The 26,123-nt window shown below is 69.7% G+C and carries 24 protein-coding genes; 7 read left to right on the top strand and 17 right to left on the bottom strand.

The window, feature by feature from the left end; translation table 11 throughout:
* Window positions 1-68 precede the first annotated feature (68 nt).
* The 7 genes from ACFWW9_RS37440 to ACFWW9_RS37410 form a co-directional block, all read right to left on the bottom strand.
* Complete coding sequence (locus ACFWW9_RS37440; RefSeq protein WP_390387146.1) at window positions 69-1,595, bottom strand: hypothetical protein; 1,527 nt, start codon at window positions 1,593-1,595, stop codon at window positions 69-71.
* Between the two features lie 109 nt (window positions 1,596-1,704).
* The gene (locus tag ACFWW9_RS37435) at window positions 1,705-2,979 is read right to left on the bottom strand and encodes a thymidine phosphorylase (protein ID WP_390387144.1); all 1,275 of its coding nucleotides are present in this window, start codon (window positions 2,977-2,979) and stop codon (window positions 1,705-1,707) included.
* On the bottom strand, window positions 2,976-3,377 hold the full coding sequence (locus tag ACFWW9_RS37430) for a cytidine deaminase (RefSeq protein WP_390387143.1): 402 nt from the start codon (window positions 3,375-3,377) through the stop codon (window positions 2,976-2,978). Before ACFWW9_RS37430 ends, ACFWW9_RS37435 begins: the two co-directional genes overlap by 4 nt.
* Window positions 3,352-4,605, bottom strand: coding sequence for an ABC transporter permease (locus tag ACFWW9_RS37425; protein WP_390387141.1), 1,254 nt, complete (start codon window positions 4,603-4,605; stop codon window positions 3,352-3,354). Before ACFWW9_RS37425 ends, ACFWW9_RS37430 begins: the two co-directional genes overlap by 26 nt.
* Window positions 4,602-5,684: an ABC transporter permease gene (locus tag ACFWW9_RS37420; protein WP_390387140.1), complete on the bottom strand. Its 1,083-nt coding sequence runs from the start codon at window positions 5,682-5,684 to the stop codon at window positions 4,602-4,604. The genes ACFWW9_RS37425 and ACFWW9_RS37420 overlap by 4 nt, the downstream gene beginning before the upstream one ends.
* A complete protein-coding gene (locus ACFWW9_RS37415) occupies window positions 5,684-7,303 on the bottom strand; it encodes an ABC transporter ATP-binding protein (protein WP_390387139.1) in 1,620 nt (539 codons plus the stop codon). The genes ACFWW9_RS37420 and ACFWW9_RS37415 overlap by 1 nt, the downstream gene beginning before the upstream one ends.
* Window positions 7,304-7,381: 78 nt before the next feature.
* A complete protein-coding gene (locus ACFWW9_RS37410; protein ID WP_390387147.1) occupies window positions 7,382-8,527 on the bottom strand; it encodes a BMP family protein in 1,146 nt (381 codons plus the stop codon).
* A gap of 614 nt (window positions 8,528-9,141) precedes the next feature.
* Here ACFWW9_RS37410 and sdhC point away from each other — a divergent pair.
* From sdhC to ACFWW9_RS37390, 4 genes are read left to right on the top strand one after another with little or no spacing between them, the layout of a single operon-like run.
* A complete protein-coding gene (gene sdhC, locus ACFWW9_RS37405; RefSeq protein ID WP_390387138.1) occupies window positions 9,142-9,564 on the top strand; it encodes a succinate dehydrogenase, cytochrome b556 subunit in 423 nt (140 codons plus the stop codon).
* Entirely contained in the window at window positions 9,564-9,977 is a 414-nt protein-coding gene (locus ACFWW9_RS37400; RefSeq protein ID WP_390387137.1) for a succinate dehydrogenase hydrophobic membrane anchor subunit, read from the top strand. Before sdhC ends, ACFWW9_RS37400 begins: the two co-directional genes overlap by 1 nt.
* Before the next feature lie 21 nt (window positions 9,978-9,998).
* On the top strand, window positions 9,999-11,750 hold the full coding sequence (gene sdhA, locus ACFWW9_RS37395; protein ID WP_390387136.1) for a succinate dehydrogenase flavoprotein subunit: 1,752 nt from the start codon (window positions 9,999-10,001) through the stop codon (window positions 11,748-11,750).
* The gene (locus tag ACFWW9_RS37390) at window positions 11,750-12,538 is read left to right on the top strand and encodes a succinate dehydrogenase iron-sulfur subunit (protein WP_390387135.1); all 789 of its coding nucleotides are present in this window, start codon (window positions 11,750-11,752) and stop codon (window positions 12,536-12,538) included. Before sdhA ends, ACFWW9_RS37390 begins: the two co-directional genes overlap by 1 nt.
* Before the next feature lie 168 nt (window positions 12,539-12,706).
* Here the strand turns inward: ACFWW9_RS37390 and ACFWW9_RS37385 are convergent, their stop codons facing one another.
* Window positions 12,707-13,762: a response regulator transcription factor gene (locus tag ACFWW9_RS37385; RefSeq protein WP_390387133.1), complete on the bottom strand. Its 1,056-nt coding sequence runs from the start codon at window positions 13,760-13,762 to the stop codon at window positions 12,707-12,709.
* A 128-nt stretch (window positions 13,763-13,890) separates the two neighbouring features.
* On the opposite strand from ACFWW9_RS37385, the gene ACFWW9_RS37380 reads away from it, so the two are divergent.
* On the top strand, window positions 13,891-15,471 hold the full coding sequence (locus ACFWW9_RS37380; RefSeq protein ID WP_390387131.1) for a discoidin domain-containing protein: 1,581 nt from the start codon (window positions 13,891-13,893) through the stop codon (window positions 15,469-15,471).
* Between the two features lie 49 nt (window positions 15,472-15,520).
* On the opposite strand, the gene ACFWW9_RS37375 is transcribed toward ACFWW9_RS37380, so the two are convergent.
* Window positions 15,521-16,786, bottom strand: coding sequence for a D-alanyl-D-alanine carboxypeptidase family protein (locus tag ACFWW9_RS37375; RefSeq protein WP_390387130.1), 1,266 nt, complete (start codon window positions 16,784-16,786; stop codon window positions 15,521-15,523).
* Between the two features lie 117 nt (window positions 16,787-16,903).
* Here ACFWW9_RS37375 and ACFWW9_RS37370 point away from each other — a divergent pair, with 117 nt between their 5' ends.
* Together ACFWW9_RS37370 and ACFWW9_RS37365 are read left to right on the top strand one after the other, a co-directional pair.
* Window positions 16,904-17,128 carry an SCO4848 family membrane protein gene (locus ACFWW9_RS37370; protein ID WP_390387129.1) on the top strand — a complete coding sequence of 75 codons (225 nt, stop codon included), beginning with the start codon at window positions 16,904-16,906 and terminating at the stop codon, window positions 17,126-17,128.
* 26 nt (window positions 17,129-17,154) lie between these two features.
* The gene (locus ACFWW9_RS37365; protein WP_390387127.1) at window positions 17,155-17,502 is read left to right on the top strand and encodes a hypothetical protein; all 348 of its coding nucleotides are present in this window, start codon (window positions 17,155-17,157) and stop codon (window positions 17,500-17,502) included.
* On the opposite strand, the gene yhjD is transcribed toward ACFWW9_RS37365, so the two are convergent.
* From yhjD to ACFWW9_RS37325, 8 genes are all read right to left on the bottom strand, one after another.
* Window positions 17,471-18,490, bottom strand: a complete 1,020-nt coding sequence (gene yhjD, locus ACFWW9_RS37360) for an inner membrane protein YhjD (protein ID WP_390387126.1) — start codon at window positions 18,488-18,490, stop codon at window positions 17,471-17,473. The two genes, ACFWW9_RS37365 and yhjD, sit on opposite strands and share 32 nt — an antisense overlap.
* 46 nt (window positions 18,491-18,536) lie before the next feature.
* Window positions 18,537-19,559, bottom strand: coding sequence for a tryptophan--tRNA ligase (trpS, locus tag ACFWW9_RS37355; RefSeq protein ID WP_390387125.1), 1,023 nt, complete (start codon window positions 19,557-19,559; stop codon window positions 18,537-18,539).
* A gap of 21 nt (window positions 19,560-19,580) precedes the next feature.
* Window positions 19,581-19,874 carry a hypothetical protein gene (locus ACFWW9_RS37350; protein ID WP_390387124.1) on the bottom strand — a complete coding sequence of 98 codons (294 nt, stop codon included), beginning with the start codon at window positions 19,872-19,874 and terminating at the stop codon, window positions 19,581-19,583.
* Between the two features lie 160 nt (window positions 19,875-20,034).
* On the bottom strand, window positions 20,035-22,554 hold the full coding sequence (locus ACFWW9_RS37345) for a bifunctional FO biosynthesis protein CofGH (RefSeq protein WP_390387123.1): 2,520 nt from the start codon (window positions 22,552-22,554) through the stop codon (window positions 20,035-20,037).
* Between the two features lie 66 nt (window positions 22,555-22,620).
* On the bottom strand, window positions 22,621-24,315 hold the full coding sequence (locus ACFWW9_RS37340) for a TIGR03767 family metallophosphoesterase (RefSeq protein WP_390387122.1): 1,695 nt from the start codon (window positions 24,313-24,315) through the stop codon (window positions 22,621-22,623).
* 182 nt (window positions 24,316-24,497) lie between these two features.
* Entirely contained in the window at window positions 24,498-25,292 is a 795-nt protein-coding gene (locus ACFWW9_RS37335; RefSeq protein ID WP_390387120.1) for an exodeoxyribonuclease III, read from the bottom strand.
* Between the two features lie 9 nt (window positions 25,293-25,301).
* Complete coding sequence (locus tag ACFWW9_RS37330; protein ID WP_390387119.1) at window positions 25,302-25,520, bottom strand: hypothetical protein; 219 nt, start codon at window positions 25,518-25,520, stop codon at window positions 25,302-25,304.
* Between the two features lie 16 nt (window positions 25,521-25,536).
* Window positions 25,537-25,854, bottom strand: coding sequence for an SH3 domain-containing protein (locus ACFWW9_RS37325; RefSeq protein WP_390387118.1), 318 nt, complete (start codon window positions 25,852-25,854; stop codon window positions 25,537-25,539).
* Window positions 25,855-26,123: the final 269 nt, after the last annotated feature.

The raw sequence follows: 26,123 nt of genomic DNA, 5'->3' as shown, positions 1-26,123 counted from the left end.
GCTTTGTCAAGGCGTCTTTCCAGCCTTGACAAAGCGAAAGAGGGTGGGATAATTAGCGCAACCGGGGTTCAGCCCCCCAACGCCCCCTTGGCCCAAGCAACGACATCCGGATTGTCACAAGAAGCAGCCTCGAGATAAACCTCCCGAGCCCCAGCCTCATCCCCCACAGCAGCCAAAGCCCGCCCCAACCCGTGCAACACCCGAGCCCGCCCAGCCCCAGCCCCCACCAGCACCTGCTTGAACAGAACAACAGCTTCCTCAGCCTTGTCCTGCTTCAACAACAACTCCCCCAACGACACCGAAGCACTCCCCGCGTACACAGGATGCCCGGACTCCGCAGCAAGCCGATAAACCCGCTCAGCCCCAGCGGCATCATCCTGCTCCACCAACAACGCCCCCAACGAGTAAGCAGCAGCGGGCAACGACTCCGCATGCTCCATCCCCCGCCGAAACGCCTCCCGAGCCAACTCCATCCGCCCAGCGAAGTAAGCCGCGTGCCCAATCCCGTAAGCATCAGCCACGGACGTCAGAGCCAACAAATCCGCCCCAGCATCCTCAGGCAGAGCAACAGAAGACTCAGCAGCCACCACATAATCCAGCACAGCAAACCCACCCGTAACCCGCCGCAACAACGCCACCTCAGAGGAAATAGGCGACAACGCCCACTCCAACCCAGCGGTGAAAACGTCCTCGGTGGGCTCCACCCCCACGGTGACCCGCTCCAGGTACTTCGGGAACAACCGCACCAACTCAGGCTCGGTAATAGGCCGCCTCAACCCAGCGATCCGCGCATCCACAGCAGCCCGAGCAATAGCCTGCCCAGCAGGACTATCCCGCCGCCCCTGCCGCAGCCGACGAACCAACTCGGCCCCGCCAACCAACACCGCACCAATCCCGCTGTCATCCGGAAACGACGGCCCCTCAGAAAAATCATCCCGAGCCGCAGCCAACTCCGACTCGCTCAACAAGAACGGCAACTCCACCACCGTCGCGGCAGCCAACGCCATCCGCCCGGCAACCCCCACCTCAGCCCCGGTCCTCTGCACTTCCGCCTCGGTGACAGTCCCCACCAACACCGCCCGCGACGCCCAGAACTCCAACACCGACGGCGTCAGGTGCTCCAAATCGGTAGCCGTCAACTCCCCAAGAAGCACCACCGCGTTCTCCACCGGCACCCCGGACTCAAGCCCGGCCAACTCCGCCACAGCCCGAACATCCCGAGGAATCACCAACGGCGCTTCCGGACAGGCGTGCCGCACCGCCTCCGCCAACGTCCGCGACCGCCCAGCCTTCGCCTCCCCCTTCACGAGCACGAACTTCCGCGCCCCCAAAGCGAACCGGAGCGACCGGTCGACACCCCGTGCCACATAAGGGTTGTAGTCTTCGGTGTGCCGCGTCCGCGTCACCCCGAACTCGACATCGGAAGCGGCCCGCGCCCGGGGCATCGGCCACCGCCGCAGGTAGGGGGTCACGGTGGCCCCCCACTCCTGCCGCGCCTCCTCGGCCTTCTTCCGGGCCTTCAACGCCCGTCTGGCGAGCACGACGGCGACCGCTCCGGCCACCACCAGCACCAGCCCGATCACGAGGACGGCCACCGCGCCGACCGCACCGACGACCGTCAGGACGGCCCCCAGCACCAGTGCGGCGGAGCCGTAGCGGAGCGCCGTGCGAGCACGGCGGGATTCGGTGCTCAGGGAAACCACGTCAGCCTCGAATGGTGTCGATCACCAGCGGTCCGGGCACGGCGGCGGAGTCGGTGACCGCGTACCCGCCCTCCAGCGCTTCCAGAGCGTAGGGCACGACGTCGGGTGTATCGGTGCGAAGTTCCAACAAAGGCTGCCCCGCGACCACCCGATCCCCTGGCTTGGCCAGGCACAACACCCCGGCCCCCGCCTGCACCGGGTCCTCCTTGCGGGCCCGCCCGGCTCCGAGCCGCCACGCGGCGACCCCCACCGCATAGGCGTCCAAAGTGGACAGAACACCATCCGAGACGGCCGTGACCACGTGCTTGTGCCGCCCAACGGGCAACGGCGCGTCCGGATCACCGCCCTGGGCGCGGATCATCCGCTCCCACACCTCGTACGCCGCACCCGACGCCAGCACCTCGGCCGGATCGACCGTGATCCCCGCCAACGACAGCATCTCCCGAGCCAGCGCTACGGTCAGCTCCACGACGTCAGCCGGGCCGCCGCCGCGCAGCACCTCCACCGACTCGGCGACCTCCACGGCGTTCCCGACCGCGCGCCCCAACGGCACCGACATGTCCGTCAGCAGCGCGCTGATCTTCAGCCCGTGGTCCACGCCGATCGACACCAGCGCCTCGGCGAGCTCCCGAGCCTGCGGGAGCGTCTTCATGAACGCCCCAGACCCGACCTTCACGTCCAGCACCAACGCCTCGGCACCTTCGGCGATCTTCTTGCTCATGATCGAACTCGCGATCAACGGCACAGCCTCGACCGTCGCCGTCACATCCCGCAACGCGTACAGCTTCCGGTCCGCCGGGGCCAACCCCTCGGTCGCCGCGCACACCACCGCACCAACCGACGACAACTGCGCCGCGATCTCGTCCAGCGACAGCGAGGCCCGCCACCCCGGAATCGACTCCAGCTTGTCCAGCGTCCCGCCGGTGTGCCCCAAGCCCCGCCCGGACAGCTGCGGCACCGCCGCCCCGCACGCCGCGACCAGCGGCGCGAGCGGCAGCGTGATCTTGTCGCCCACACCACCGGTCGAGTGCTTGTCCACGGTCGGCCGGTCCACGTCCAACGACAGCCGGTCGCCGGACAGCACCATCGCCCTGGTCCACCGCGCGGTCTCCGACGAGACCATCCCGTTGAGGAAGATCGCCATCGCGAGCGCCGACATCTGCTCGTCCGCGACCACGCCGTGCGTGTACGCGTCGACCACCCAGTCGATCTGCTCGTCGGTGAGCCGGTGACCGTCCCGCTTGGCCCGGATCACGTCGACCGCGCTGAAGCTCATGGCAGGTCCTCCGGCCCGAACGCGTCGGGCAGCACGTCGCTCATCGGCAGCGCGCCGCGCGGCGTGTCGACCAGGCACTCGGGTCCGCCCAGCTCGAACAGCACCTGACGGCAGCGTCCGCACGGCATCAGCAGGTCACCGCTGCCGCTCCGGCAGGCTACGGCGACGAAGCGCCCGCCGCCCGTCAGCCGCAACTGGCCGGCCATGGTGCACTCCGCGCACAGGGCGACCCCGTACGCGGCGTTCTCCACGTTGCAGCCGACCACGATCCGGCCGTCGTCGCACAGCGCCGCCGACCCGACCTGGAGGCCGGAGTACGGGCAGTACGCGTTCTGCGCGGCCTCGATCGCCTTCTCCCGCAACACCGCCCAATCAACCACGGCGGTACACCACGCCATCGGCCGCGGGCATGCGCAACCGTTGCGAGGCAACGGCGAGCACGACCAGGGTGACCAGGTGCGGCGCGTACGCGGTCAGTTCGCTCGGCACCTCGTCGACGGTGTAGTACACGCCGTACAGCAGGCCCGCGGCCACGATCCCGGCCGCGGCGGCGAACCAGCGCCGCCGGATGAGCTGCCAGATCACGATGACGGCGAGCAGCAGCACCGCGCCGTAGACCAGCGCGAGGAACGTCTTGCCGCCGCTGCGCAGCTGCAACCCGTCGGCGTAGCCGAACAGCGCCGCGCCGCCGAGCAGGCCACCGGGCCGCCAGTTGCCGAAGATCATCGCCGCGAGGCCGATGAAGCCGCGGCCGTTGGTCTGGCCCTCGAGGTAACCGGGGTTGCCGGGGTTCAGCACGAGCGCCGCGCCGCCGATGCCCGCGAGCGCGCCGGACATGACCACGGCCGCGTACTTGTAGAGGTACACGTTGACGCCCAGAGACTCCGCGGCGGCCGGGTTCTCGCCGCACGACCGCAGCCGCAGGCCGAACCGCGTCCGCCACAGCACCAGGTAGCTGCCGATCACGAACACGACCGCCAGCATCGTCAACGGCGAGACGCCGGTGATCAGCCCGCGCAGGATGCCCGCGACGTCGGAGATGGCCACCCGCTGCTCGTCCTCCAGCGTCTTGAGCCAGTCGGACAGGCCACCGGCCGAGTACGTGTCGAACTTCGGCACGGCCGGGGACTCGCGCGGGTTGTGCGAGATCGGGAAGAAGATCAGCGTCGACAGGTACTTCGTCAGGCCCGCGCCGAGCAGGTTGATCGCCACACCGGAGACGATGTGGTTGACGCCGAACGTCACCGTGGCGATGGCGTGCAGCAGGCCGCCGAGCGCGCCGAACACGGCGGCGGCGATCAGCGCGGCCCACGGGCCCCACTGGTAGCCTGCCCACGCCGCGCCCCACGTGCCCATGATCATCATGCCTTCGAGGCCGATGTTCACGACGCCCGCGCGTTCCGCCCACAGGCCGCCGAGGCCCGCGAGCAGGATCGGCAGCGCCAGCCGGACGGCGGTCTGGATGGTGCCCGACGACGTCAGCTGCGGCACGCCGGTCAGGTACGAGGTGGTGGACAGCAGCACGATGGCGCCGGCCATCGCGATCATGCCGAGCGCCCAGCCGGGCAGCGTCTTCTTGCGCTGCGGCGGGATCGACGTCAGCGGGGCTTCGACCAGGGCGGTCATGCCGCACCTCCCACGGGCTCGACGGTGCCGAGCTGTCGGCCGACGCGCCGTTGTTCGGCGGCCAGCTCGTAGCGGCGGACGACCTCGTAGGCGACCACGACGGACAGCACGATCGCACCCTGCATGATCGTCACGATCTCCCTCGACACGCCCACGTTGTCCAGCGCGAGGCCCGACTTGTCCAGGAACGCCCAGAGCAGCGCGCCGAACGCGATGCCGCCGGGGTGGTTGCGGCCGAGCAGCGCGACCGCGATGCCGGAGAAGCCGATGCCCGCCGGGAAGTTCAGGTTGTACGTGTGGTCGCGGCCGAGGATCTCGGGCATCGACACCAGGCCCGCGATGGCCCCGGAGAGCAGCATCGCGACCAAGACCATCTTCTTCGCGCTCACACCGCCGGCGGCCGCGGCCGTGGACGACTCGCCCGACGCGCGCAGCTCGAAGCCGAAGCGCGTGCGGTTCATCATCACCCAGTAGCCGATGCCCAGCGCCGCGGCGAGGAACACCAGGCCGAAGATGGTGCCGGACCCGCCGAGCGAGATGCCGGGGACCCAACCCGACGACGGGATCTCCGGCGTGCGGATGTTGTTGCCCCGCAACTCGCCGAACACGTCGCCGCGGATCAGGTACGCGGCCAGGCCGAGCGCCAGTCCGTTCATCATGATCGTGGAGATGACCTCGTTGACGCCGCGCGTCACCTTGAGGATCGCCGGGATCGCGGCCCACAGCGCGCCCGCGACGGCGGCGACCAGGATGATCGCCAGCGCGTGGATGCCGGGCGGCAGCGCCACCGAGCCGCCGAACACGGCCGCGACGACCGCGGCGACCCGGTACTGGCCCTCGACGCCGATGTTGAACAGGTTCATCTGGAAGCCGATCGCGACGGCGAGCGCCGCGATGTAGTACACGCCGGTGCTGTTGACGATGTCCACCGCGGTCGTGCCCTCGCCGACCTGCGAGACCATCGCGCCGAACGCCGTCAGGGGGTTCGCCCCGGACACGACCAGCGCGATCCCGCAGAGCAGCGCGGAGAACAGGATCGCCAGCGCAGGCGGAAGCAGATTGCCGCGCACCTTGCCCATCAGCGCTCGCCTTCCTCAGTCTCGACGGCGAGCTCGGCGACGGCGTCACTGGTGCTGCCCGCACCGGTCATCGCGCTGCCGAGGTCTTCCGGGGTGACGGTGTTGGGATCCGCGTCGGCCACGAGCCTGCCGCGCAGCATCACCTTGATCGTGTCGGACAGGCCGATCAGCTCGTCCAGGTCGGCGGAGATCAGCAGCACGGCCAGGCCCGCGGCCCGCGCGCGCTTGATCTCGTCCCAGATCAGCGCCTGCGCGCCCACGTCCACGCCGCGGGTGGGGTGCGACGCGATGAGCAGCACGGGGTCGCCGGACAGCTCTCGGCCGACGACCAGCTTCTGCTGGTTGCCACCGGACAGCGCGGCGGCGGCCACGTCGATGCCCGGCGTGCGGACGTCGAACTCGTCCACGATCCGCTGGGTGTCCTGCTTGGCGCCCGCGATGTCGAGCCAGGCGCCCTTGGCGGTGGGCTTGCGGGTCTGGTAGCCCAGGATCCGGTTGGCCCACAGCGGTTGCGTGAGCAGCAGGCCCTGGCGGTGGCGGTCCTCGGGGATGTACCCGATGCCCGCCTCGCGCCGGGCGAGCGTGCCCAGCTTGGTCAGGTCCTTCGACACGCCCTCGGCGTCGACGAGGGCGACGCGGCCCGAGGACGCCTTGCGCATCCCCATGATCGTCTCGACCAGCTCGGTCTGCCCGTTGCCCTCGACGCCCGCGATGCCGACGACCTCGCCGGAGCGGACCACGAGGTCGATGCCGTCGAGCACCGGCCGGGTGCCCTCCTGCGCCACCAGCGCGAGCCTCTCGACGCGGAGCACCTCGCGGTCGGTGACCGTGGACTCCCTGGTCTCCGGGCTGGGCAGCTCCGAGCCGACCATCATCTCCGCGAGCTGGCGGGAGCTGACGGACTTCGGGTCGGCGGTGCCGACCGTCGTGCCGCGGCGGATGACCGTCACGGAGTCGGCGATCGCGCGCACCTCGTCCAGCTTGTGCGAGATGAAGAGGAACGTGAAGCCCTGCTCCTGCATGCCGCGCAGGGTGGCGAACAGCTCGTCCACCTCCTGCGGCACGAGGACCGCGGTCGGCTCGTCGAGGATGATCACCTTGGCGCCGCGGTACAGCACCTTGAGGATCTCCACGCGCTGCCGGTCGGCGACGCCGAGCCGCTCCACCAGCACGCCGGGGTCCACGCTCAGGCCGGTCCGACCCGCCAGTTCGAGGATCCGCTTGCGCGCCTTGCCGCCGATGCCGTGCAGCGCTTCCGCGCCGAGCACGACGTTCTCCTGCACGGTCAGGTTGTCGGCCAGCATGAAGTGCTGGTGCACCATGCCGATCCCGACCTTGATCGCGTCGGCGGGCGTGCGGAAGTGGACCCGGTCACCGGCCACGTCGATGGTGCCCTCGTCGGGTTGCTGCATCCCGTAGAGGATCTTCATCAGGGTCGACTTGCCCGCGCCGTTCTCACCGCACAGGGCGTGGACCTCGCCGACCCGCACGCTCAGGTGGACGTCGCTGTTGGCGACGACGCCCGGAAAGCGCTTGGTGATGCCGGACAGCACGACCGCGGGCGGGCCTTCGGGGTCACCGATGGCCGCGGGCAGGTCGGCAGGGGTTGCACTGCTCATCGTGGAAAACTCCCATTACGACGTGCTGGGCCCCACGAGAGGGTTCTCGCGGGGCCCAGCACGACCGGCAGTCGGAGGTCAGCTGCTCGGCTTGTCCGAGACCGTGATCTTGCCTGCGATGATCTGGGCCTTGTAGCCCTCGAGGACCGCGGCCAGGTCGGCGTCGATCTTGCCACCGGAGGTGGCGTAGCCGACACCGTCGACCTTGAGGTCGAACACCTTCGGCAGGCTCGCCAGGTCCTTCTTCGCGACGGCCTTGACGAAGTCGAAGACCGCGACGTCGACGCGCTTGAGCATGGACGAGATGATCACGTCCTTGGACTCGGCGACCGTGGCCTGGTTGTACTGGTCGGAGTCGACGCCGATGGCCTTGACGTTGCCCGCCTTGGCCGCGGCGAAGACGCCCTTACCGGAAGCGCCCGAGGCGTGGTAGAGCACGTCCGCGCCCGCCTCGATCTGGCCCTGGCCCACGACCTGGCCCTTGGCCGGGTCCTGGAACCCGGTGAAGTCACCGGCCGGGGTCAGGTACTTCTTCTCGATCTTGATGTCCGGCGCGGCGGCCTTGGCGCCCTGCGCGTAGCCCGCCTCGAACTTCTGGATCAGCGGGATCTCCACGCCGCCCACGAAGCCGACGTGGCAGGCCTTGCTCTGGTACGCGGCGATGACGCCGACGAGGAACGAGCCCTGCTCCTCCGCGAACACCAGCGGCGTCACGTTGGTCGCGCCGTCCACGGCGCCGTCCACGATCGCGAACTTGACGTCCGGGAACTGCGGCGCGACGACCTTCAGCGACTCGGCGTAGGCGAAGCCCACGGCCACGATCGGGTTGTAGCCCTCGGTCGCGAGCTGGCGCAGACGGGTCTGCTTGGCGTCCTCGGCCTCGTTCGGGGCCGCGGTCAGCTCCTTGACGGCGTCGGCCTTGAGGCCCAGCTCCGTCTTGGCCTTGTCCAGACCGGCGGCGGCGGAGTCGTTGAACGACGCGTCGCCGCGGCCACCGATGTCGTAGGCCAGGCCGACCTTGAGCGCGCTGCCGTCCACCTTGTCGGCGCTGCCCGCGGTGCTGCTGCTCGCGGCGGCGGCCGGAGGCTTGTCGGCCAGCTTGCAGCCGCTGGCGGAGGTCCCGCTGGACCCTCCGCTGCTGGTGGTGCTGCCAGAGTCCTTGGCACACGCTGCCATCGACATGACGCTGGTCAGCGCGATCGCGGCAACCGCGATGCCCCGCATTCGACGACGCACGGCTCGTCTCCCTCCCTGCTCACCCGAGCAGACATTCCCGACAACGACGCCGTCGGGCCTTCCGAGTGGCGAACCGTACCCCCTGGTAACGGCCACAGGAGACACTCAGGTCCGCACGTGACCTAATCGTTGATGCGATCGACATCGTTCGCCACTCGACGTAACCCGGCCGTCTCTGGGTGTGGCCAGGAAGCACTCGATCCGGCGTTCGGGGGCTCCCGCCGAAGGTCAACTGTGGAAATCCGCCACCGAAGCCGCCCGCCGGGGCCCCGGCCCGTGACCCGATCGGGAAACCCGCGCGAACCGATCGGGGCCGCGGTGCGTGCAGTGGGTGGCACGCGCGCGCCAAGCGGCGGTCGGGACCTGGCGGGGTACCGGCCGCCGCGCCCGTTTCCGGGGTCGTCGGATTCCCGTTCGTGAACGTCCCAGGCGTACGGATCGATCCAGGTCACCCAGAAGAACGACTGCGTGTTCCATCGATCACAGAGCGGGTGCGGCCGTTGGGTCTGTTCGTGTTCACAGGTCTAGCATCCGATGGTCAAGGTCTTTCTCAATAGTTGAGCTCACAGACCAACCACCACTGACGTTGGAGGCCGTTGCGCATGGCCAGTACCACCGCGACTGAGCGGGAGGGCACCTCCCGAGGGGGCGGCACGCTGTACCGCGGCGATCTGGGCATGTGGTCATGGGTCGCCCACCGCATCACCGGTGTCCTCACGTTCTTCTTCCTGTTCGCGCACGTGATCGACACGGCTCTCGTCCGGGTGTCGCCGCAGACCTACGACGCGGTCATCGACATCTACAAGAACCCGTTCGTCAACCTCATGGAGCTCGGGCTCGTCGGCGCGGTGCTGTTCCACGCGCTCAACGGCATCCGGATCATGCTCGTCGACTTCTGGGAGAAGGGCCCGCGCTTCCAGCGCGTCATGCTCTGGACCACGCTGGCCGTCTGGGTCGTCGTGATGGTGCCCGGCGCCTACTTCATGCTCGAGCGGACCCTGTCCGACCTGTTCGGGGGCAAGTGATGACGAACGCACTCGGCCTGGCCAAGCCCCGCGCGCCGCGCAGGCCCGCCGCCCGCCGCAGCAACTTCGAGCTCTACAGCTGGCTGTTCATGCGCATCTCGGGCCTCGCGCTCGTGGTGCTGGTGCTCGGCCACCTGTTCATCATGAACATCCTCGACGGCGGCGTGCACCGCATCAACTTCGGCTTCGTGGCCGGTCGCTGGGCGTCGCCGTTCTGGCAGTTCTGGGACCTGGCGATGCTGTGGCTCGCGCAGATCCACGGGGGCAACGGCCTCCGCACGGTGATCAACGACTACGCCCGCAAGGACGCCACCCGGTTCTGGCTGAAGATCCTGCTCTACGTCTCGATGGTGTTGATCATTTCCCTCGGCACGTTCGTGATCTTCACCTTCGACCCGAACATCACCGACTGACGCGCTGCGGGAGAACGTGAAATGCAGTTCCACAAGTACGACGTAGTGATCATCGGTGCGGGCGGCGCGGGTATGCGCGCGGCCATCGAGTCCGGTCAGCGCGCCCGCACCGCGGTGCTGACCAAGCTGTACCCGACCAGGTCGCACACCGGCGCGGCGCAGGGCGGCATGTGCGCCGCGCTCGCGAACGTCGAAGAGGACAACTGGGAGTGGCACACCTTCGACACGATCAAGGGCGGTGACTACCTGGTCGACCAGGACGCCGCCGAGATCATGGCGAAGGAGGCCATCGACGCGGTCCTCGACCTGGAGAAGATGGGCCTGCCGTTCAACCGGACGCCCGAGGGCAAGATCGACCAGCGGCGCTTCGGCGGGCACACCCGCAACCACGGCGAGGCCGCCGTGCGCCGGGCCTGCTACGCGGCCGACCGCACCGGTCACATGATCCTCCAGACGCTGTACCAGAACTGCGTCAAGCACGGCATCGAGTTCTTCAACGAGTTCTACGTGCTCGACATCTGCCTGACCGAGACGGCCGACGGCCCGGTGTGCACCGGCGCCGTCGCCTACGAGCTCGCGACCGGCGAGATCCACGTGTTCCAGGCCAAGTCCGTGGTCTTCGCGACCGGCGGCTTCGGCAAGGTCTTCAAGACCACGTCGAACGCGCACACCCTGACCGGCGACGGCATGGGCATCGTGTTCCGCAAGGGCCTGCCGCTGGAGGACATGGAGTTCTACCAGTTCCACCCGACCGGCCTGGCGGGCCTGGGCATCCTCCTCACCGAGGGCGCGCGCGGCGAGGGCGCGATCCTGCGCAACGCCGACGGCGAGCGGTTCATGGAGCGGTACGCGCCGACCATCAAGGACCTGGCGCCGCGCGACATCGTCGCCCGCTCGATGGCGCTGGAGGTGCTGGAGGGCCGCGGCGCGGGGCCGAACAAGGACTACGTGCTGCTGGACTGCACGCACCTCGGCGCGGAGGTCCTGGAGACGAAGCTCCCGGACATCACCGAGTTCGCCCGCACGTACCTCGCGGTCGACCCGGTGACCGAGCCGGTCCCGGTGTACCCGACGGCGCACTACGCCATGGGCGGCATCCCGACCAACGTCCACGGCGAGGTGCTGCGGGACAACGACCACGTCGTCCCCGGCCTGTACGCGGCGGGCGAGTGCGCGTGCGTCTCGGTGCACGGCGCGAACCGCCTTGGCACCAACTCCCTGTTGGACATCAACGTGTTCGGCCGCCGCGCGGGCATCGCCGCCGCGGAGTACGCGCTGGCCCACGACCACATCGACCTGCCGGAGAACCCGGCCGCCGCCGTCGAGGCGCAGGTCGCGCTGGTGCTCTCCGAGCACGGGCACGAGCGGGTCGCGGACATCCGGATCGCGTTGCAGGCCACCATGGACGCGAACGCGTCGGTGTACCGCACCGAGGACACGTTGAAGCAGGCGCTGCACGACGTGCAGGCGCTCAAGGAGCGCTACGCGCGGATCACCGTGCAGGACAAGGGCAAGCGCTTCAACACGGACCTGCTGGAAGCCGTGGAGCTCGGGTTCCTGCTGGAGCTGGCCGAGGTGCTGGTCGTGGGCGCGCTGGCGCGGAAGGAGTCGCGCGGCGGCCACGCCCGCGAGGACTACCCGACCCGCGACGACACGAACTTCATGCGCCACAGCATGTACTACAAGCAGGGTGAGGCGCTGTCCGCCGACATCCGGCTCGACTACAAGCCCGTGACCTTTACCCGGTACCAGCCGATGGAGCGCAAGTACTGATGACCGCGTCTACCGCTGAAACGACCGCTTCGGGGTCCAAGGGCTCCGAGCCGCCCGTTCCCGAGGGCGCCATCACCGTCACGGTGAAGATCCGCCGGTTCAACACCGAGTTCGACGACGAGCCGCGCTGGGACTCCTTCGAGATCCCGGCCCTCCCGTCGGACCGCGTGCTGAACCTGCTGCACTACGTGAAGTGGTACCTGGACGGCACCCTGACGTTCCGCCGGTCGTGCGCGCACGGCATCTGCGGCTCGGACGCCATGCGCATCAACGGCGTGAACCGGTTGGCGTGCAAGGTGCTGCTGAAGGACCTGCTGTCCGCGGGCGGCAAGCCGACCACGATCACCATCGAGCCCATCAAGGGCCTGCCGGTCCACAAGGACCTGCTGGTCGACATGGAGCCGTTCTTCGAGGCGTTCCGCGCCGTGCAGCCGTACCTGATCAACTACTCCCCCGAGCCCACGCGGGAGCGGTTGCAGTCGGCGGCGGACCGCGAGCGGTTCGACGACACCACCAAGTGCATCCTGTGCGCCTGCTGCACCACGTCGTGCCCGGTGTACTGGTCGGACGGCTCGTACTTCGGGCCCGCCGCGATCGTGAACGCGCACCGGTTCATCTTCGACAGCCGCGACGAGGGCGCCGAGGAGCGGCTGGACATCCTCAGCGACAAGGAGGGCGTGTGGCGCTGCCGCACGACCTTCAACTGCACCGACGCGTGCCCCCGCGGCATCCAGGTCACCAAGGCGATCCAGGAGGTGAAGCGCGCGCTGCTGTTCAAGCGCGTCTGATCCCCACCGCTCACGACGAAGCCCCCGTCCGGTCTCCGGGCGGGGGCTTCGTCGTGTCGTGGGGCGTGCCGGACACCCCCCAGAAACGTGGGATATCGACCCGCGTGAGGCCCTCGTTAAGTTGAGCCGAACTCACATAACGGCTCTGCTCGGGGGCGGGACATGCGGTTATCGGTTCTGGGTGAGGTTCGCCGTGATCAGGTGGGCGACGAGTTCGCGACGGCTGCGGGTGCCGGTCTTGTCGAAGATGGACTTCAGGTGGTCCTGCACGGTCACCTGTGCCATGCCGAGCAGCCGCGCGATCCGGGCGGTGGTGTGCCCGCGCACGGCGTGCAGCGCCACTTCTTGCTCCCTGGTGGTCAGCCCGTAGGACACCAGCGCCACGGGGACCAACTCGGCGGGCGTGGCCTCGGTGACGACCACCGCGACCGGGCCGTCCGCGCGCCGCTCCAGCAGCGACGCGTGGGCCACCAGCCAGGTGCCCGTGCTGGTGCGCACCCTCGTCTTGGCGGGCAGCCCCTGGCGAGCGCGGTGCGCCACCACGAGGAACGGCGCGGGCGCGCCGCGCACCGTCGCACCGGCCGTCAGGTCGGCGATCACCGACTCGGCGCCCTCGTCGACGGCCACCAGCGCGTTGTCCGGCCCCAGCACCGCCACCGCGGGCAGGGTGGCGGGTTCCGCGCCCGACCGCTCGTCGGGGACGTGCAGGTCCCGCAGCGCCACCCCGATGCGCCGGGCCGCGACGCGGGCCAGCCGCAGCTCCTCCGGCCGGAAGTGGCCGCGCCCCTCGTCCCGCATGAACGCCGCGCAGCCCCACAACCCGCCCTGCGCGTCGAAGTTGGCCCGCAGCTCGTCGCCGTAGCCCAGCGGCCGCAACTGCTCCCGGTACCGGACGCTGACCTGCGGCCTGCCGCCGGTGGCCCGGCTGATCGTGTCCGCGAGCTCGCCGGACCCGCGGATCTTGTCGAACGTCGTCACGTCGTCGAACGCGGTCGCCAGCTCGATGGCCAGCGCGAACCCGCGCAGGTCCAGCTCGTCGGACTGCACCGTGCTCACCAGTCCGGTGACCGGGTCGTTGAGGTGCCAGCACACCGCGTCGAACCCGAGCGCCGCCGTGAGCACGCGCCCGCTCTCCCGGAACAGGTCCTCGGTGGGCGGTCCGGCGCGGAGCACCTCGTCCAGCTCGCCCACCGTCCTGCGTTCCACGTCCCGCCGCGCGACCACGCCTGAAGCGTACTGACCGCGCGCCCCTCCGCGACAGCGGAAACCCTTGCCCGGAGCGCGATCCCGCGTTCCGCCGGCGCTTTCCGCCCTCAATCGGAAAGCGCTTGCTCACCCTGCGAAAGGAACCGATGAACCAGTCATCCCGCGTGCCCCGCCGGAGAGGCATCGCCGTGCTGCTCGGCGCGCTGCTCCTCTGCTCCACCGCCACCGGCCAGGCATCCGCCGCCGCACCGGAGAAGACCACCACCCCGACGGCCGCCGCCGTGGGACCCACCAACGACGACGTCCTGATCTCGCAACGGATGCAGGCGCTCGTCGCACCGGTGCTCGGGATCGCCGCCGACAGCCAGATCAGGTCGCTGGTGCGCAACATCGCCGCCAGGCAGACCGACGGCGACACCAACGCCCTGCTGCTGACCGTCTGGCAGGAGGCCGAGGAGTCGGGGATCGTCAGCACCTCCGACCCGAAGTGGATCGCGTTCAAGAACGCGCTCCCGTCGTTGGGGATCATCAACGGCTACACCTACTTCCCGCAGATCTACATCCCCAACCTGGACGAGGGCCTGCCGACCGGCAGCACGGTCGTGGTCGCCGTGGCGCCCGCCGACGAGAGCGCGGAGAGCACGGCGGGCTACGTGCTCAACGCCTCCGGGCAGGTGGTGAACACGACGGTGCCGGTCACCGAGTCGGTCGCGGCCACGCAGGAGGTGTGGGTGCTGTCGGCCGACGAGCCCGACCCCTCCAGCGGCGGCACCAGTGGCCTGCCGGTGCTTTACGCCAAGCCCGCCGGCGAGGTGTCCGCCGCGGGCGTGACGTGCAACCCGACCGGCCTGCGCAACAACAAGAGCCAGGAGTACCTCCAGCGCTGGCGGCTGAAGGACAAGAAGTCGTTCGGCGGCCTCTTCGAGGGCAAGCGCGAGATGCGCGCGCTGGTGATCACCTCGGCCGGGGCGACCATGCGCAAGATCGTGTTCCCCAGCGTCAAGAAGAAGAACATCGAGTCCTGGCAGAACTCCGAGGTGTTCGTGACGACGTGGGACCGGGCGGTGTGGGGCGACGTGCTGGCCTACCAGTGGTTCGAGGAGGACGGCGGACCGGAGATCACGGTCGGCGTGAAGATCCCGATCTACGGGGTGGAGCTCGGCGTCAACGTCAAGTGGTCGGCGCGGGACGACGACGCGGGCAACACCGTGGTCATGTTCGACGAGCCCACCAGCACGACGTACAGCACCGGGTCCGTCGAGATGAACGTGTGCGGCCAGGGCGGTGAGGGCGGGACGGGCAACGACAACCTCGCCTGCGGGTCGACCGCCTCCGCGTCCAGCACGTACACCGGGTACTCGGCGTCCAGGGTGAACGACTGCAAGCGCGACACCGCGCTCGGCGCGGCCTACAGCTGGGCCAACGCGGCGGGCACCTTCCCGCCCACCACCCCCGAGTGGGTGCAGGTCGACTTCGGGGTCACGAAGACCGTGCGGCGGGCGGTGGTCTACACGACCGCGAGCTACCCGATCCGCGACTTCGACGTCCAGGTGTGGAACGGGGTCACGTACCTGACGGTGGCCTCGGTGCGGGGCAACACCAGCCCCAGCGCCACGGTGACGTTCGCCGACCGCTCCACCCGGCTCGTCCGGGTGCTGGCGCGCAGCGGGCCCACCAACCAGCCGGGGTTCGTGCGGGTGAACGAACTGGAGGTCTACGCGACCTGATCCGACGAAGAGGCCCCCACCCGGATCCGGGTGGGGGCCTCTCCTCCGCTCACAGGCCCAGTTGGGCCAGTTTCGCCTCTTGCTCGGCGGCCCGGCGGGCACGGGCCTTCTTGGCCCGCAGGCCCCTGACGTACATCAGCAGGCCCAGCAGCACACCCAGCGCGGCGACGGCGGTGATGGGCAGGCCGACGTTGCCGAACGCGGCCTCCATCGGGGTCTTGTCGCCGTCCGCCTTGTTCGTGGTGTTGCCGTTCGGGGCTCCGGGAGCCGCGCTGGTCTCCGTGGGCTTGGCCTCGGTGGTCTTCTTCTTCGTCTGCGGTGCCCCGTCGACCAGCTTGCCGACGCTGGCGTCGCCCTGGAGGGCGAAGCCGTAGTCGAGCAGGCTCATGGCCTGCTGGGTGATGGGGACCGGTTGCTCCTGGCCGCGCAGCAGGGCGACGACGAGCTTCTTCCCGTTGCGCTCGGCCGCGCCCACGTAGGTGTGCAGGGCGTCGTCGGTGAAGCCGGTCCGGCCGCCCAACGCACCCTCGTAGGTGCCGAGGAGGCGGTTGTCGTTGACGACCTTGATCGTGCCCTTGCCGCTCTGGGCCGGGAAGTTGATCTGCGGGGTGTTGATGGCCTTGGCGAAGTCCGGGTACTTCATCGCCGCGCGGAAGATCACCGCCACGTCGTAGGCCGAGGTGCTGGTGCCGGGGGCGTCCAAGCCGGACGGGGTGATGGCGCGGGTGTCCAGCGCGCCGAGTTCCGCCGCCAAGGCGTTCATCTTGCGGACCGCGCTGGGCACGCCGCCCAGGCGCCGGGCCAGCGCGTGGGCCACGTCGTTGCCGGAGGCCATGAGCAGGGCCTGCATGAGCTGTTCGACCGTGTACTCGGAGCCGTTGCGCAGGCCGACGCAGCTGCACTCCTGGTCGATGTCCTCCTGGGTGGCGACGACCGTCGCGTCCAGGGGGAGTTCCTTGGCCACCACCATGGCCAGGAGCACCTTCATCACCGACGCGGGGCGCTGTCTGCCGTGCGGGTCGAACGACGCGAGCACCGCGCCGCTGTTCATGTCGGCCAAGACCCAACTTGCGGCCGTGAGGTCGTCCGGCAGGGGCTTGGCGTTGGGCGGGAGCACCAGGCCGCACTCGGCCATGCGGTCGCCGCCCACGGGGGTCTCCGGGACGGTCAGCGGGCTCGGGGGTTTCGTCCCGTCCGGGACCTGCTCGGACGTGTCGACGGGGGGCGGCGGGCTGAGGCGGTTCTCACACGGTGACGCCTGCGCGTTCGCCGGTTGCGCGTGGCCGATCGGCGACACCAGTGCTGCGGTGGCCATCAGCGTGCAAGCGGACAGAACCAGGGCAAGGGCGGGCCGTCGAACGGTGGAAGGCACCCGACCAGGCTATCCACCCCCGTTCGGGGGCTTGCACCCACCACGTCCGATACTGCTCGGGTGAAGCTCTCCCGGCGCATGTCAGCGTTCCTGCTCGCCTTCGGGGTGTGGTCCTGGGTGATCTGGCCCACCTTCCTGCGCAACATCTGGAAGGACCCCCGTTCGTGGAACGACGGAGCCACCGCGTTCTTCACCGTGCACCTCGTGCTGGTCGTGGCGTCGTTGACGTTCGGCACGGTCATCGGGGTGCTCGGCGTGCGCGGGTGGCGGGCTTCGCGTTCCTGAACCCACCACACCTGGAGGCTCGACCCGTGGAATTCGTGCGGCTGCTGCTGGTGTTCCTGCACCTGCTCGGCATGGGGATGCTCGTCGCGATGTTCTTCCTGCAGTCCCGCGCGGGAGTGGGCGCGCCGTTGAACAAGGGGTGGCTGCACGGCGCCGCGCTCCAGCTGGTGACCGGGGTGGCGCTGGTCGGGCTGTCACCGTTGACCGGCAAGGACTACGACCACGTCAAGATCGGCGTGAAGCTGCTCGTGCTCGTCGTGATCGGGGTCCTGGCCCTGGTCTACGCGCGCAAGGCCTCGTCCCCCGGCTGGGTGCCGAGGGCGTTGGCCGGGCTGGTCGTGGTCAACGTGGCTGTCGCGGTCTTCTGGACCTGAGCGTCAATCCCGCGAGGAGGCCCGCACCGACCAGTCCGGCTGCGGTGCGGGTGCTGGGGCGGCCCGTGACCTGGATGGTGGGGCGGATGACCGCCGGGGGCGGGGCCGGGATCGGCTCCTCGGGGATGTTGTCCTTCGCCGTGGCCGTCCACGCGGTGATGAACAGCAGGAACTGGGCCACGAGGTTCGCGAACACCAGGATGCCGATCACCGGGCCGAACGCCGCGCCCGCCGGGGAACTGGTGACGCTCGACAGGTAGATCGTGGCCACCTGCTTGAGGATCTCGAAGCCGACGCTGGCGGCCAGCGCGCCCTTGAACGCGCTGCGCCACGTCACCGGGTCCCTGGGGAGCTTCGCGAGGACCCAGAGGAACACGAGCCAGTTGGCGGCCAGACCGAGCACGATGGTGCCCAGCTTGAGCAGGAACTCGGCCCAGCCGACGCCCTCCAGGCCCACGAAGCGGAGGAGGAGGTTCGCGAAACCCGAACCCGCCGCCGTGATGCCGAAGGACACGATGAGCGCGGCTCCCAGGCCCAGGAGGGCCAGGAGGTCCTTGAGGTAGGTCTTGAGAAACGGCAGGTCGGCCTTCGGGTGGCCCCACTGGGCGGTGAGGGCGTCCCTGAGGTTGGCCATCCAGCCGAGGCCGGAGTAGGCCGCGCCCAAGAGGCCGAGGATGCCGACCGTGCCCTTGGATTCGATGGCCTGCCCGACGACCTTGTTGAGGGTGTCGCCCAGGGTTCCCGGCACCGCGTCCTGTATCGCCATCCTCAACTCGTTGAGGAGATTCGGCTGGGAGGACAGGACGATGCCCGCGATGGCGAAAGCGATCATCAGGATCGGGACCAGCGACAGCACGCTGAAGTAGGTCACCGCCGCGGCGTAGTGGGAGCCGTAACTCTCCGTGTAGCGCGCCGCGGCCCGGAGGATGTGGTCCAGCCACGCGTGCTGACGTCGGAGTCGGTCCAGTTTTGTTTCGCTTTCCGCCACGGGATGACGCTACCCAGAGCTACGGCCGCCTGCACGTTGGTGCCGCCTAGGCCGGGGCGAGGAAGCCGATCTTGTCGTAGGCGCGGGCGAGGGTCACCGACGCGACCTCGCGGGCGCGCTCCGCTCCCCTGGCGAGGATCTTGTCGAGTTCCGCCGGGTCGTCGAGGTACTGCTGGACCTGCGCCTGGACCGGGGTCACGAAGTCGGTGAAGACCTCGCCCAGGTCCTTCTTCAGGTCGCCGTAGCCCTTGCCCTCGTACGCGGCCTCCAGGTCGGGGACCGTCCGGCCCGACAGCGCCGAGTAGATGGTCAGCAGGTTGCTGACGCCGGGCTTCTCCGCGGGGTCGAAGACGATGTCGCGGCCGGTGTCCGTGACCGCCGAGCGGAACTTCTTCGCCGAGCGCTTCGGGTCCTCCAGCAGCTCGACCACGCCCGCGGGCACCGACTTGCTCATCTTCGCCGTGGGTTCCTGGAGGTCGAAGATCTTCGCCGTGTCCTTGACGATGTAGACCTCGGGGATGCGGAAGGTCTTGCCGTAGCGCTTGTTGAAGCGCTGGGCCAGGTCCCGCGTGAGTTCGAGGTGCTGGCGCTGGTCCTCGCCGACCGGGACGTGGTGGGCCTGGTAGAGCAGGATGTCCGCCGCCTGCAGGATCGGGTAGGTGAACAGGCCCACGCCCACGTGGTCCGCCGTCTGCCTGGCCGACTTGTCCTTGAACTGGGTCATCCTGCCCGCCTCGCCGAACCCGGTGAGGCACTGCATGACCCAGCCGAGCTGGGCGTGCTCCGGGACGTGGCTCTGGACGAACAGGGCGCTGCGGTCCGGGTCGATGCCCAGCGCGAGCAGCTGCGCCGCCGAGGTGCGGGAGTTCTGCCGCAGCGTCTTCGGGTCCTGCTCCACCGTGATGGCGTGCAGGTCCACGACGCAGTAGAAGGCGTCGTGCGTCTCCTGCAGGGCCACCCACTGCCTCACCGCGCCCAGGTAGTTGCCCAGGTGGAACGAGCCCGCGGTCGGCTGGATGCCGGAGAGGACTCGGGGACGGCTGGTGGGTGCTGCGTTCTCGGTCGACACGGTGCTGATTGTGCCGGGTCGTCAGGCCTGGGTGGTGGCCGGTGCGGAACTGGGGGCGTCCGACGGCGCGGGAGGGGTGGCCACGACCCGCTGGTTCTGCTCGGACACCACCACGCCCTTGCGGCGGCGGAGGAAGCCGGTGACCAGACCGATGACGCCCACCGCGACGGCGCCCACGCCCACGGGGCCCGCCAGCGCGCTGTCGAAGGCGCTCTGGGCGACCGAGCCGTCCGCTGCCAGGGCGACGCCCGGTAGCAGCAGGACAGCCGTGGGGCATACGACGAACAGACTCAAAGCCGCACTGCGACCGCGCACTGCCGAGCCTCCTCAGAAGACAGCCGTCACCGCTTCGGGTGAACTCTGTGGCCTGGATGTCGCGTCGGCACCACCGTTGTGCGATTGTCGTCCGCCAGTTCGGTGGAACGCGACCGGCCGAAGGTTAGCGGGCGGCCGGTGCGCGCTCCACGAGTGGGGGCTACCTCACAGTTTCGACTCGTCCATATGTCGTAGTCCGCTGGCGCGCCGTGCGGCCCGCGAGAGCGGCCGTGGCGACGAGCTGCTCGGCCGTCCTGGACGAGCCGTGCTCGGAGCCCGCCATGCGGCTGATGGTCTCCTCCATGAGCGTCCCGCCCAGGTCGTTGGCCCCGCCGCGGAGGACCTCGCTGGTGCCCTCGTCGCCGAGCTTCACCCACGAGACCTGCACGTTGTCGACCCGGCCGTGCAGCGCGAGCCGCGCGAACGCGTGCACCGCGCGGTTGTCGCGGCGGGACGGGCCGGGGCGCGCGACGCCCGCCAGGTAGATCGGCGCGTTGCGGTGGATGAAGGGCAGGCCGACGAACTCGGTGAGCCCGCCCGTGCGGTCCTGGAGGGCCGCGAGGGTGCGGAAGTGGCCCAGCCAGTGGCCGGGGTGGTCCACGTGGCCGTACATCATCGTGGAGGACGAGCGGATGCCGACCTCGTGCGCGGTGGCGACGACCTCCAGCCACGTGGCGGTCGGCAGCTTGCCCTTGGTGAGCACCCAGCGGACGTCGTCGTCGAGGATCTCGGCGGCCGTGCCGGGGATCGTGTCCAGGCCCGCGTCCTTCAGCTCCTGGAGCCACTCGCGGACGCTCACGCCCGCCTTGGCGGCGGCGCTGACGATCTCCATCGGGCTGAACGCGTGGACGTGCATGCCGGGCAGCCGCTTCTTGATCGCCCGCACGACGTCGGCGTAGTACGTGACCGGCAGCTTCGGGTCGATGCCGCCCTGCATGCAGACCTCGGTGGCGCCCGCGTCCCACGCCTCCTGCGCGCGGTCCACGACCTCGTCGGTGGACAGCCGGAAGGCGTCCGCGTCGCGCTCGCGCTGGGCGAACGCGCAGAAGCGGCAGCCGACGTAGCAGACGTTGGAGAAGTTGATGTTGCGGTTGACCACGTAGGTGATGTCCGGGCCGACCACGCTCGCGCGCAGCTCGTCGGCCAGGCGGGTCATGGTCTCCAGGGCGTCGCCGTCGGCCGTGAGCAGCGCCATGGCGGCGTCGGTGTCGTCGAGGACGCCCGCGGGGTTGTCCGCGGCCAGGCTCAGCGCGCGGCCGACGTCCTCGGGCAGCCGGGAGATGGCCTTGGGGACCGTCAGCGAGCCCCAGTCGCCGTAGACGGTCTCGAAGTCGCTCCGGCGGTCCTCGGTGCGGCCCTCGGTGTCGATGGAGGTGTTCAGGTCGGCGCGGCCGTAGGTGTCGACCCCGCCGTCCGGCTCCTGCCACTCCCGGCCGACGACCTCGGCGGAAGCGTTTGCGAGCCCGTCGGCCTGCGCCAACGCGGCGACGTGGCCGGTGAGCCTGCTGTCGATCCACTGGCCCGCCATCGCGCGGACGTAGCGCGGGTAGACGTTGAGGCGCTCGCGCAGGTCGTAGCCGCCCGCCGCGGTGCGCTCGCGCAGGTCGTCGATGTGCGGCCACGGACGCTCGGGGTTGACGTGATCCGGGGTGATCGGCGAGACGCCGCCCCAGTCGTCGACGCCTGCGCGCAGCATCATCGGGAACTCGTCGCCCACGAGGTTCGGCGGCGCCTGGACGCTGGTGGTCGACGGCATGAGCAGGCGGGCGACCGAGATGGTCGCGGCCAGCTCGTGCAGGTCGGCGTCCGGCAGTCCGCGCATCGCCGTGTCCGGCTTGGCGCGGAAGTTCTGGATGATCACTTCCTGGATGTGCCCGTACTGCTGGGCGATCCCGCGGATCGCCATCAGCGACTCGGCGCGCTCGGTGATCGTCTCGCCGATGCCGATCAGGATGCCGGTCGTGAACGGGACGTTCACCCGGCCCGCGTCGGTCAGCACCCGCAGGCGGACCGCGGGGTCCTTGTCCGGGCTGCCGTAGTGCGGGCCGCCCTTCTCGCTCCACAGCCGCGTGGCCGTGGTCTCCAGCATCATGCCCATGCTGGACGCGACGGGCTTGAGCCGCTGCAACTCCTCCCAGCTCAGCACGCCGGGGTTGAGGTGCGGCAGCAGGCCGGTCTCCTCCAGCACCGCGATGGCGCACGCCCGCACGTAGTCGAGCGTCGACGAGTACCCGCGGGCGTCCAGCCACTCCGCCGCGGCGGGCCACCGGTCCTCCGGCCGGTCACCCAGGGTGAACAGCGCTTCCTTGCACCCGGCCGCCGCGCCCTTGCGGGCGATCTCCAGCACCTCGTCGCGCTCCAGGAACGCGGCGGGCAGCTTGCCGGGCACGGTCGCGAACGTGCAGTAGTGGCAGCGGTCGCGGCACAGCCTGGTCAGCGGGATGAACACCGACCTGCTGTACGTCACCACGCCCTCGCGGCCCTCCGCGCGCAGGTGCGCGTCCCGCACCCGGCCGGCGGCGCCGAACAGCTCTTCGAGGTCGTCACCGCGGGCGTGCAGGAGCACGGCCGCCTCGGTCACGTCGAGCGCGACCCCGTCGTTCGCCCGGCGGAGCGCCCGTCGCATCGCGCTGGCGCTCGGCACGGGCTCAGGCGCGTTGAGGGAGATGTCCACTGCCACGTCAACGACCCTAGGCCGTGGAAATTCCTTCCCGCTGATCCAGTGAGATGCCGCACTCGTGTCGCGCTAGCGGGACGGGAGCAGCAGCTCGGTGTTGCGGTCGAGCGGCGTGCCGAGTTTCGCCGCGTCGGCGTGCCGGTCGTTGAAGGCGAATTCCCGTCCCAGTGAAGCCAATCCGGTCGCGGAGAAGTCGTCGTAGCCGGTCGCGTAGGGGGCGTCGGCCTCGATCAGGGTGGTGAACAGCGACAGGGTCCCGTCGCCGTTGTCCGCGATCTCGATCACCCGTGCGTGTTGCGGGTAGTCGACGTGCGCGGCCGTGTTGATCTCCCAGAACGCCCGCTCCGGGGTGGCGTGGCCGTGCGGGGTGATGGCGTTGGTGTGGGTGTGGCCGTTGACCCAGGCGACGACGTTCGGGAACCGCTGGAGCAGGGAGACGAGCGCGTCGCCGTTGAGCCGGAGGTCGAGCGGGCGGCGGCGGTCCGGCAGCGGGTTCGTCATGGTGGTGCTCGTGTGGTGGCTGAAGAGCACGAACCGCTCGTCCGTGACCGACTGGGTGGTGAGGCGGCCGAACACGTCGTAGAAGCGGGAGCTGCCGCGCTTGAGCACGTTCTCCAGCCACTGGTACTGGCGCAGCCCGATCGAGCCCTCGGAGAAGCCGCCCAGCGTCGTGGTGTCCAGGCTGACGCCGAGCACGCCCGGCGCGACGCGGAACGTGTAGAACACGTCCACGCCGTCGGCGTTGTCGGCGGTGAACCCGTGCCCGACCGGACCGGGCCCGGTGTTGCGCGGGTCGAGGTGCGCCTGGACGAACTCGGCCGTGCTGAAGGGTTTCCGGCGCGGGTCGGGCGTCACGGTGCGGACGAACCCGTTGTTCGACCCGAGCACGGCGGCCGCGTCGAGCACGCGTGAGGGGTCCTGCATGGCACGGGCGATCTTCTGGTTGCCCGCGTCGTCGAACCCCATGATCTTGGTGCTGCCGGTGTACAGGTCGTCGATGATCGGGATGCCGTCCGGCAGGGTCCCGACGACGCTGTCGTCGTGGTTGCCGAACGTCGAGTACCACGGGATGGTGAGGCCCTGGCTGGTGATCGGCCGGATGGCCGCGTCCACCAAGCCCTGGATCCTGGGGAACCCCAACGCCTTGTAGTCGTCCACAAAGGACGACTCGGGCTGCCAGTAGGTCTTGCTGCCGGAGTTCTGCACGCCCTCGTACCGGGTGGGGTCGCCGGTGTTCGGCGTGAGCCGCCCGCCGTTGAGGATCGTGAGGTACCAGTCCAGCTCGACGAGTTCGTGGTTGTCGGTGTTGTCACCGGTGGTCACGAGGAAGTCGACGGGCCGCCCGGTGAACGGCCCACCGCGCAGGCTGTTCACCCGTCGCACGAGCGCCGCGGACGTGTGCTGCGCGAACAACTCCTGCGCCCGATGAGCCCCGGCCCCGATGAACTGGTGCGTGTACTCGAACCGCGCGGGGCTCTGCGCGTCGACGAGGTGCATGTCGGTGAACTGCACGAAGCACGCCAACGACGTCCGGTTCGCAGCCCTTCCGGCCTTGGCGGGCGCCAACTCCGCCCGCACCACAGCAGGCCACCCAGGCCCGGCCGCCAACCGCCGGTACCCCGCGGCCCCGACAGGCGTGGCCGCGACCTCCAACGTCGTCCCGGCCGTGGCGGCCCACGCGGGCACGTCCCTCAGCCCCCACAACGCCCCGGCACCCACGACCCCGGAAACCCGGAAGAAGTCCCGACGACTCAGCGACCCCATCGACGCACCCCTCTCACCCAGCGCAAACCGTTCCACGCCGATCGAGGACGAGTCACGAACTCCGGGTGAATGTCGCCCGAATGTCCGCGAGCCGGACGTCGTGCAACGAGATTTGCGCAGGTGAGGGGCGTTTTCTAGGGGTTCGGGAGTACGGATTGCGACAACCGGGCAGGCCGGGTAGGTCAGTCCTCGTAGCGAACGGTCACGGGGGCGTGGTCGGACCAGCGTTCGGCGTACGTGGCGGCGCGTTCGACGACCGAGGACACCGCGCGGTCGGCCAGGCCCTCGGTGGCCATGTGGTAGTCGATCCGCCAGCCGGAGTTGACGTCGAACGCCTTGCCGCGGTAGGACCACCACGTGTACGGGCCGGTGGCGTCCGGGTGGAGCTTGCGGGTCACGTCGACGTAGCCGGCTTCGAGGACGCGGTCCATCCAGGCGCGTTCCTCGGGGAGGAAACCGGAGGACTTCTGGTTGGTCTTCCAGTTCTTCAGGTCCGCCTCGCGGTGGGCGATGTTCCAGTCGCCGCACACGACGACCTCGCGGCCGTCGGCGGCGGACTTCTCGCGCAGCTCGACCAGGTACGGGAGGAACTCCGCCATGAAGCGGTCCTTCTCGTCCTGCCGCGGCGTGCCGACGTCACCGCTGGGCAGGTACAGGCTGGCCACGACGACGCCGGGCAGCTCCATCTCGACGTACCGGCCGCTCAGCTCGAACTCCTTGGCGCCGAACCCGATCCGCACGGCGTCCGGCTCGATCCGGCTGAGCAGCGACACCCCGCTGCGGCCCTTGACCTCCGAGTGCGCGTGCACCACGTGCCAGCCCTCGGGTTCGCGGACCTCGTCGTCGAGCTGGCCCGGTTCGGCGCGGACCTCCTGGAGGCAGACGACGTCCGCCTCCGTGGCGGCCAGCCACTCCAGGTAGCCCTTCTTGGCGGCGGCACGCAGGCCGTTCACGTTCACGGTCGACACGGTCAGCACACGAGGAGCCTAACCGCGCGCGGCCGTCTGGAAGCCGTACGGGTAGCGCGCCGAACAACCGGTGCAGCGGGCGACCAGACCGAGCATGCCCACCAGGACGCTGGACGCCTCGGCGGGCACTGCCTCCAACGGCTCCCCGTAGGCCTCGGTGACCAGGCCCGGCCACTCCGGCTCGCACGCGCACGACGTCAGATCCGTGGACTCGCCGCGGAACCAGTTCGAGAACATGCCCCCTATCAGACCATCAGGTGGCTTTGCAGTCGCTGTCGGAGGTGGGCGCGACGAACTCCTCGTGCACCCACCGGCCGGTGTCGAGCATCCGGTACCCGTTCTCGACCTTGCGCTCGGCACGGGTCACGGCGTCGCGCTGGAGGGTGGAGAGGATCGGCTGGGTGTCCGCCGGACCGGAACGGACGTTGAGGACATCTGCTGTCACGGTCATCCTGCACACGGTGGACGCGTCCGCCTCTCCCATCGGCTTGCCGCCGTTGGCGGCGTACATGACACCCGCGCCTACGACTACCCCGATCACGATCATGCCCCGGACTGGGATTCCGAACATCGCTTTGCCTCCCCGATCGCTCCACCAGCAGGTATAGCGACTGGGAGGGCGGTGTGGACGGTTCGGGAGGGGAACCACTCCGGAGACTCACCTACCGGGGGTGGTGGCGACGGAGGGTTACCGGGGCGGGGCCTGTGTTCTTCCGGCGGCTTGTCGTGGGGTCTCCCGGTGGATACTGCTTCCACCATGGTTCTTCCGGTGGCCGCCGGTTCCAGCGGGGTCGGTCAGTGGCTGCCGGTTCCAGCGTGGTCGGTCAGAGTATGCCTGTT

Source organism: Umezawaea sp. NPDC059074 (genome assembly GCF_042738955.1).
GTDB lineage: Bacteria > Actinomycetota > Actinomycetes > Mycobacteriales > Pseudonocardiaceae > Umezawaea.
Note: the sequence above shows the minus strand (reverse complement) of the source record. Positions and strands in the feature narration are given on the sequence as shown.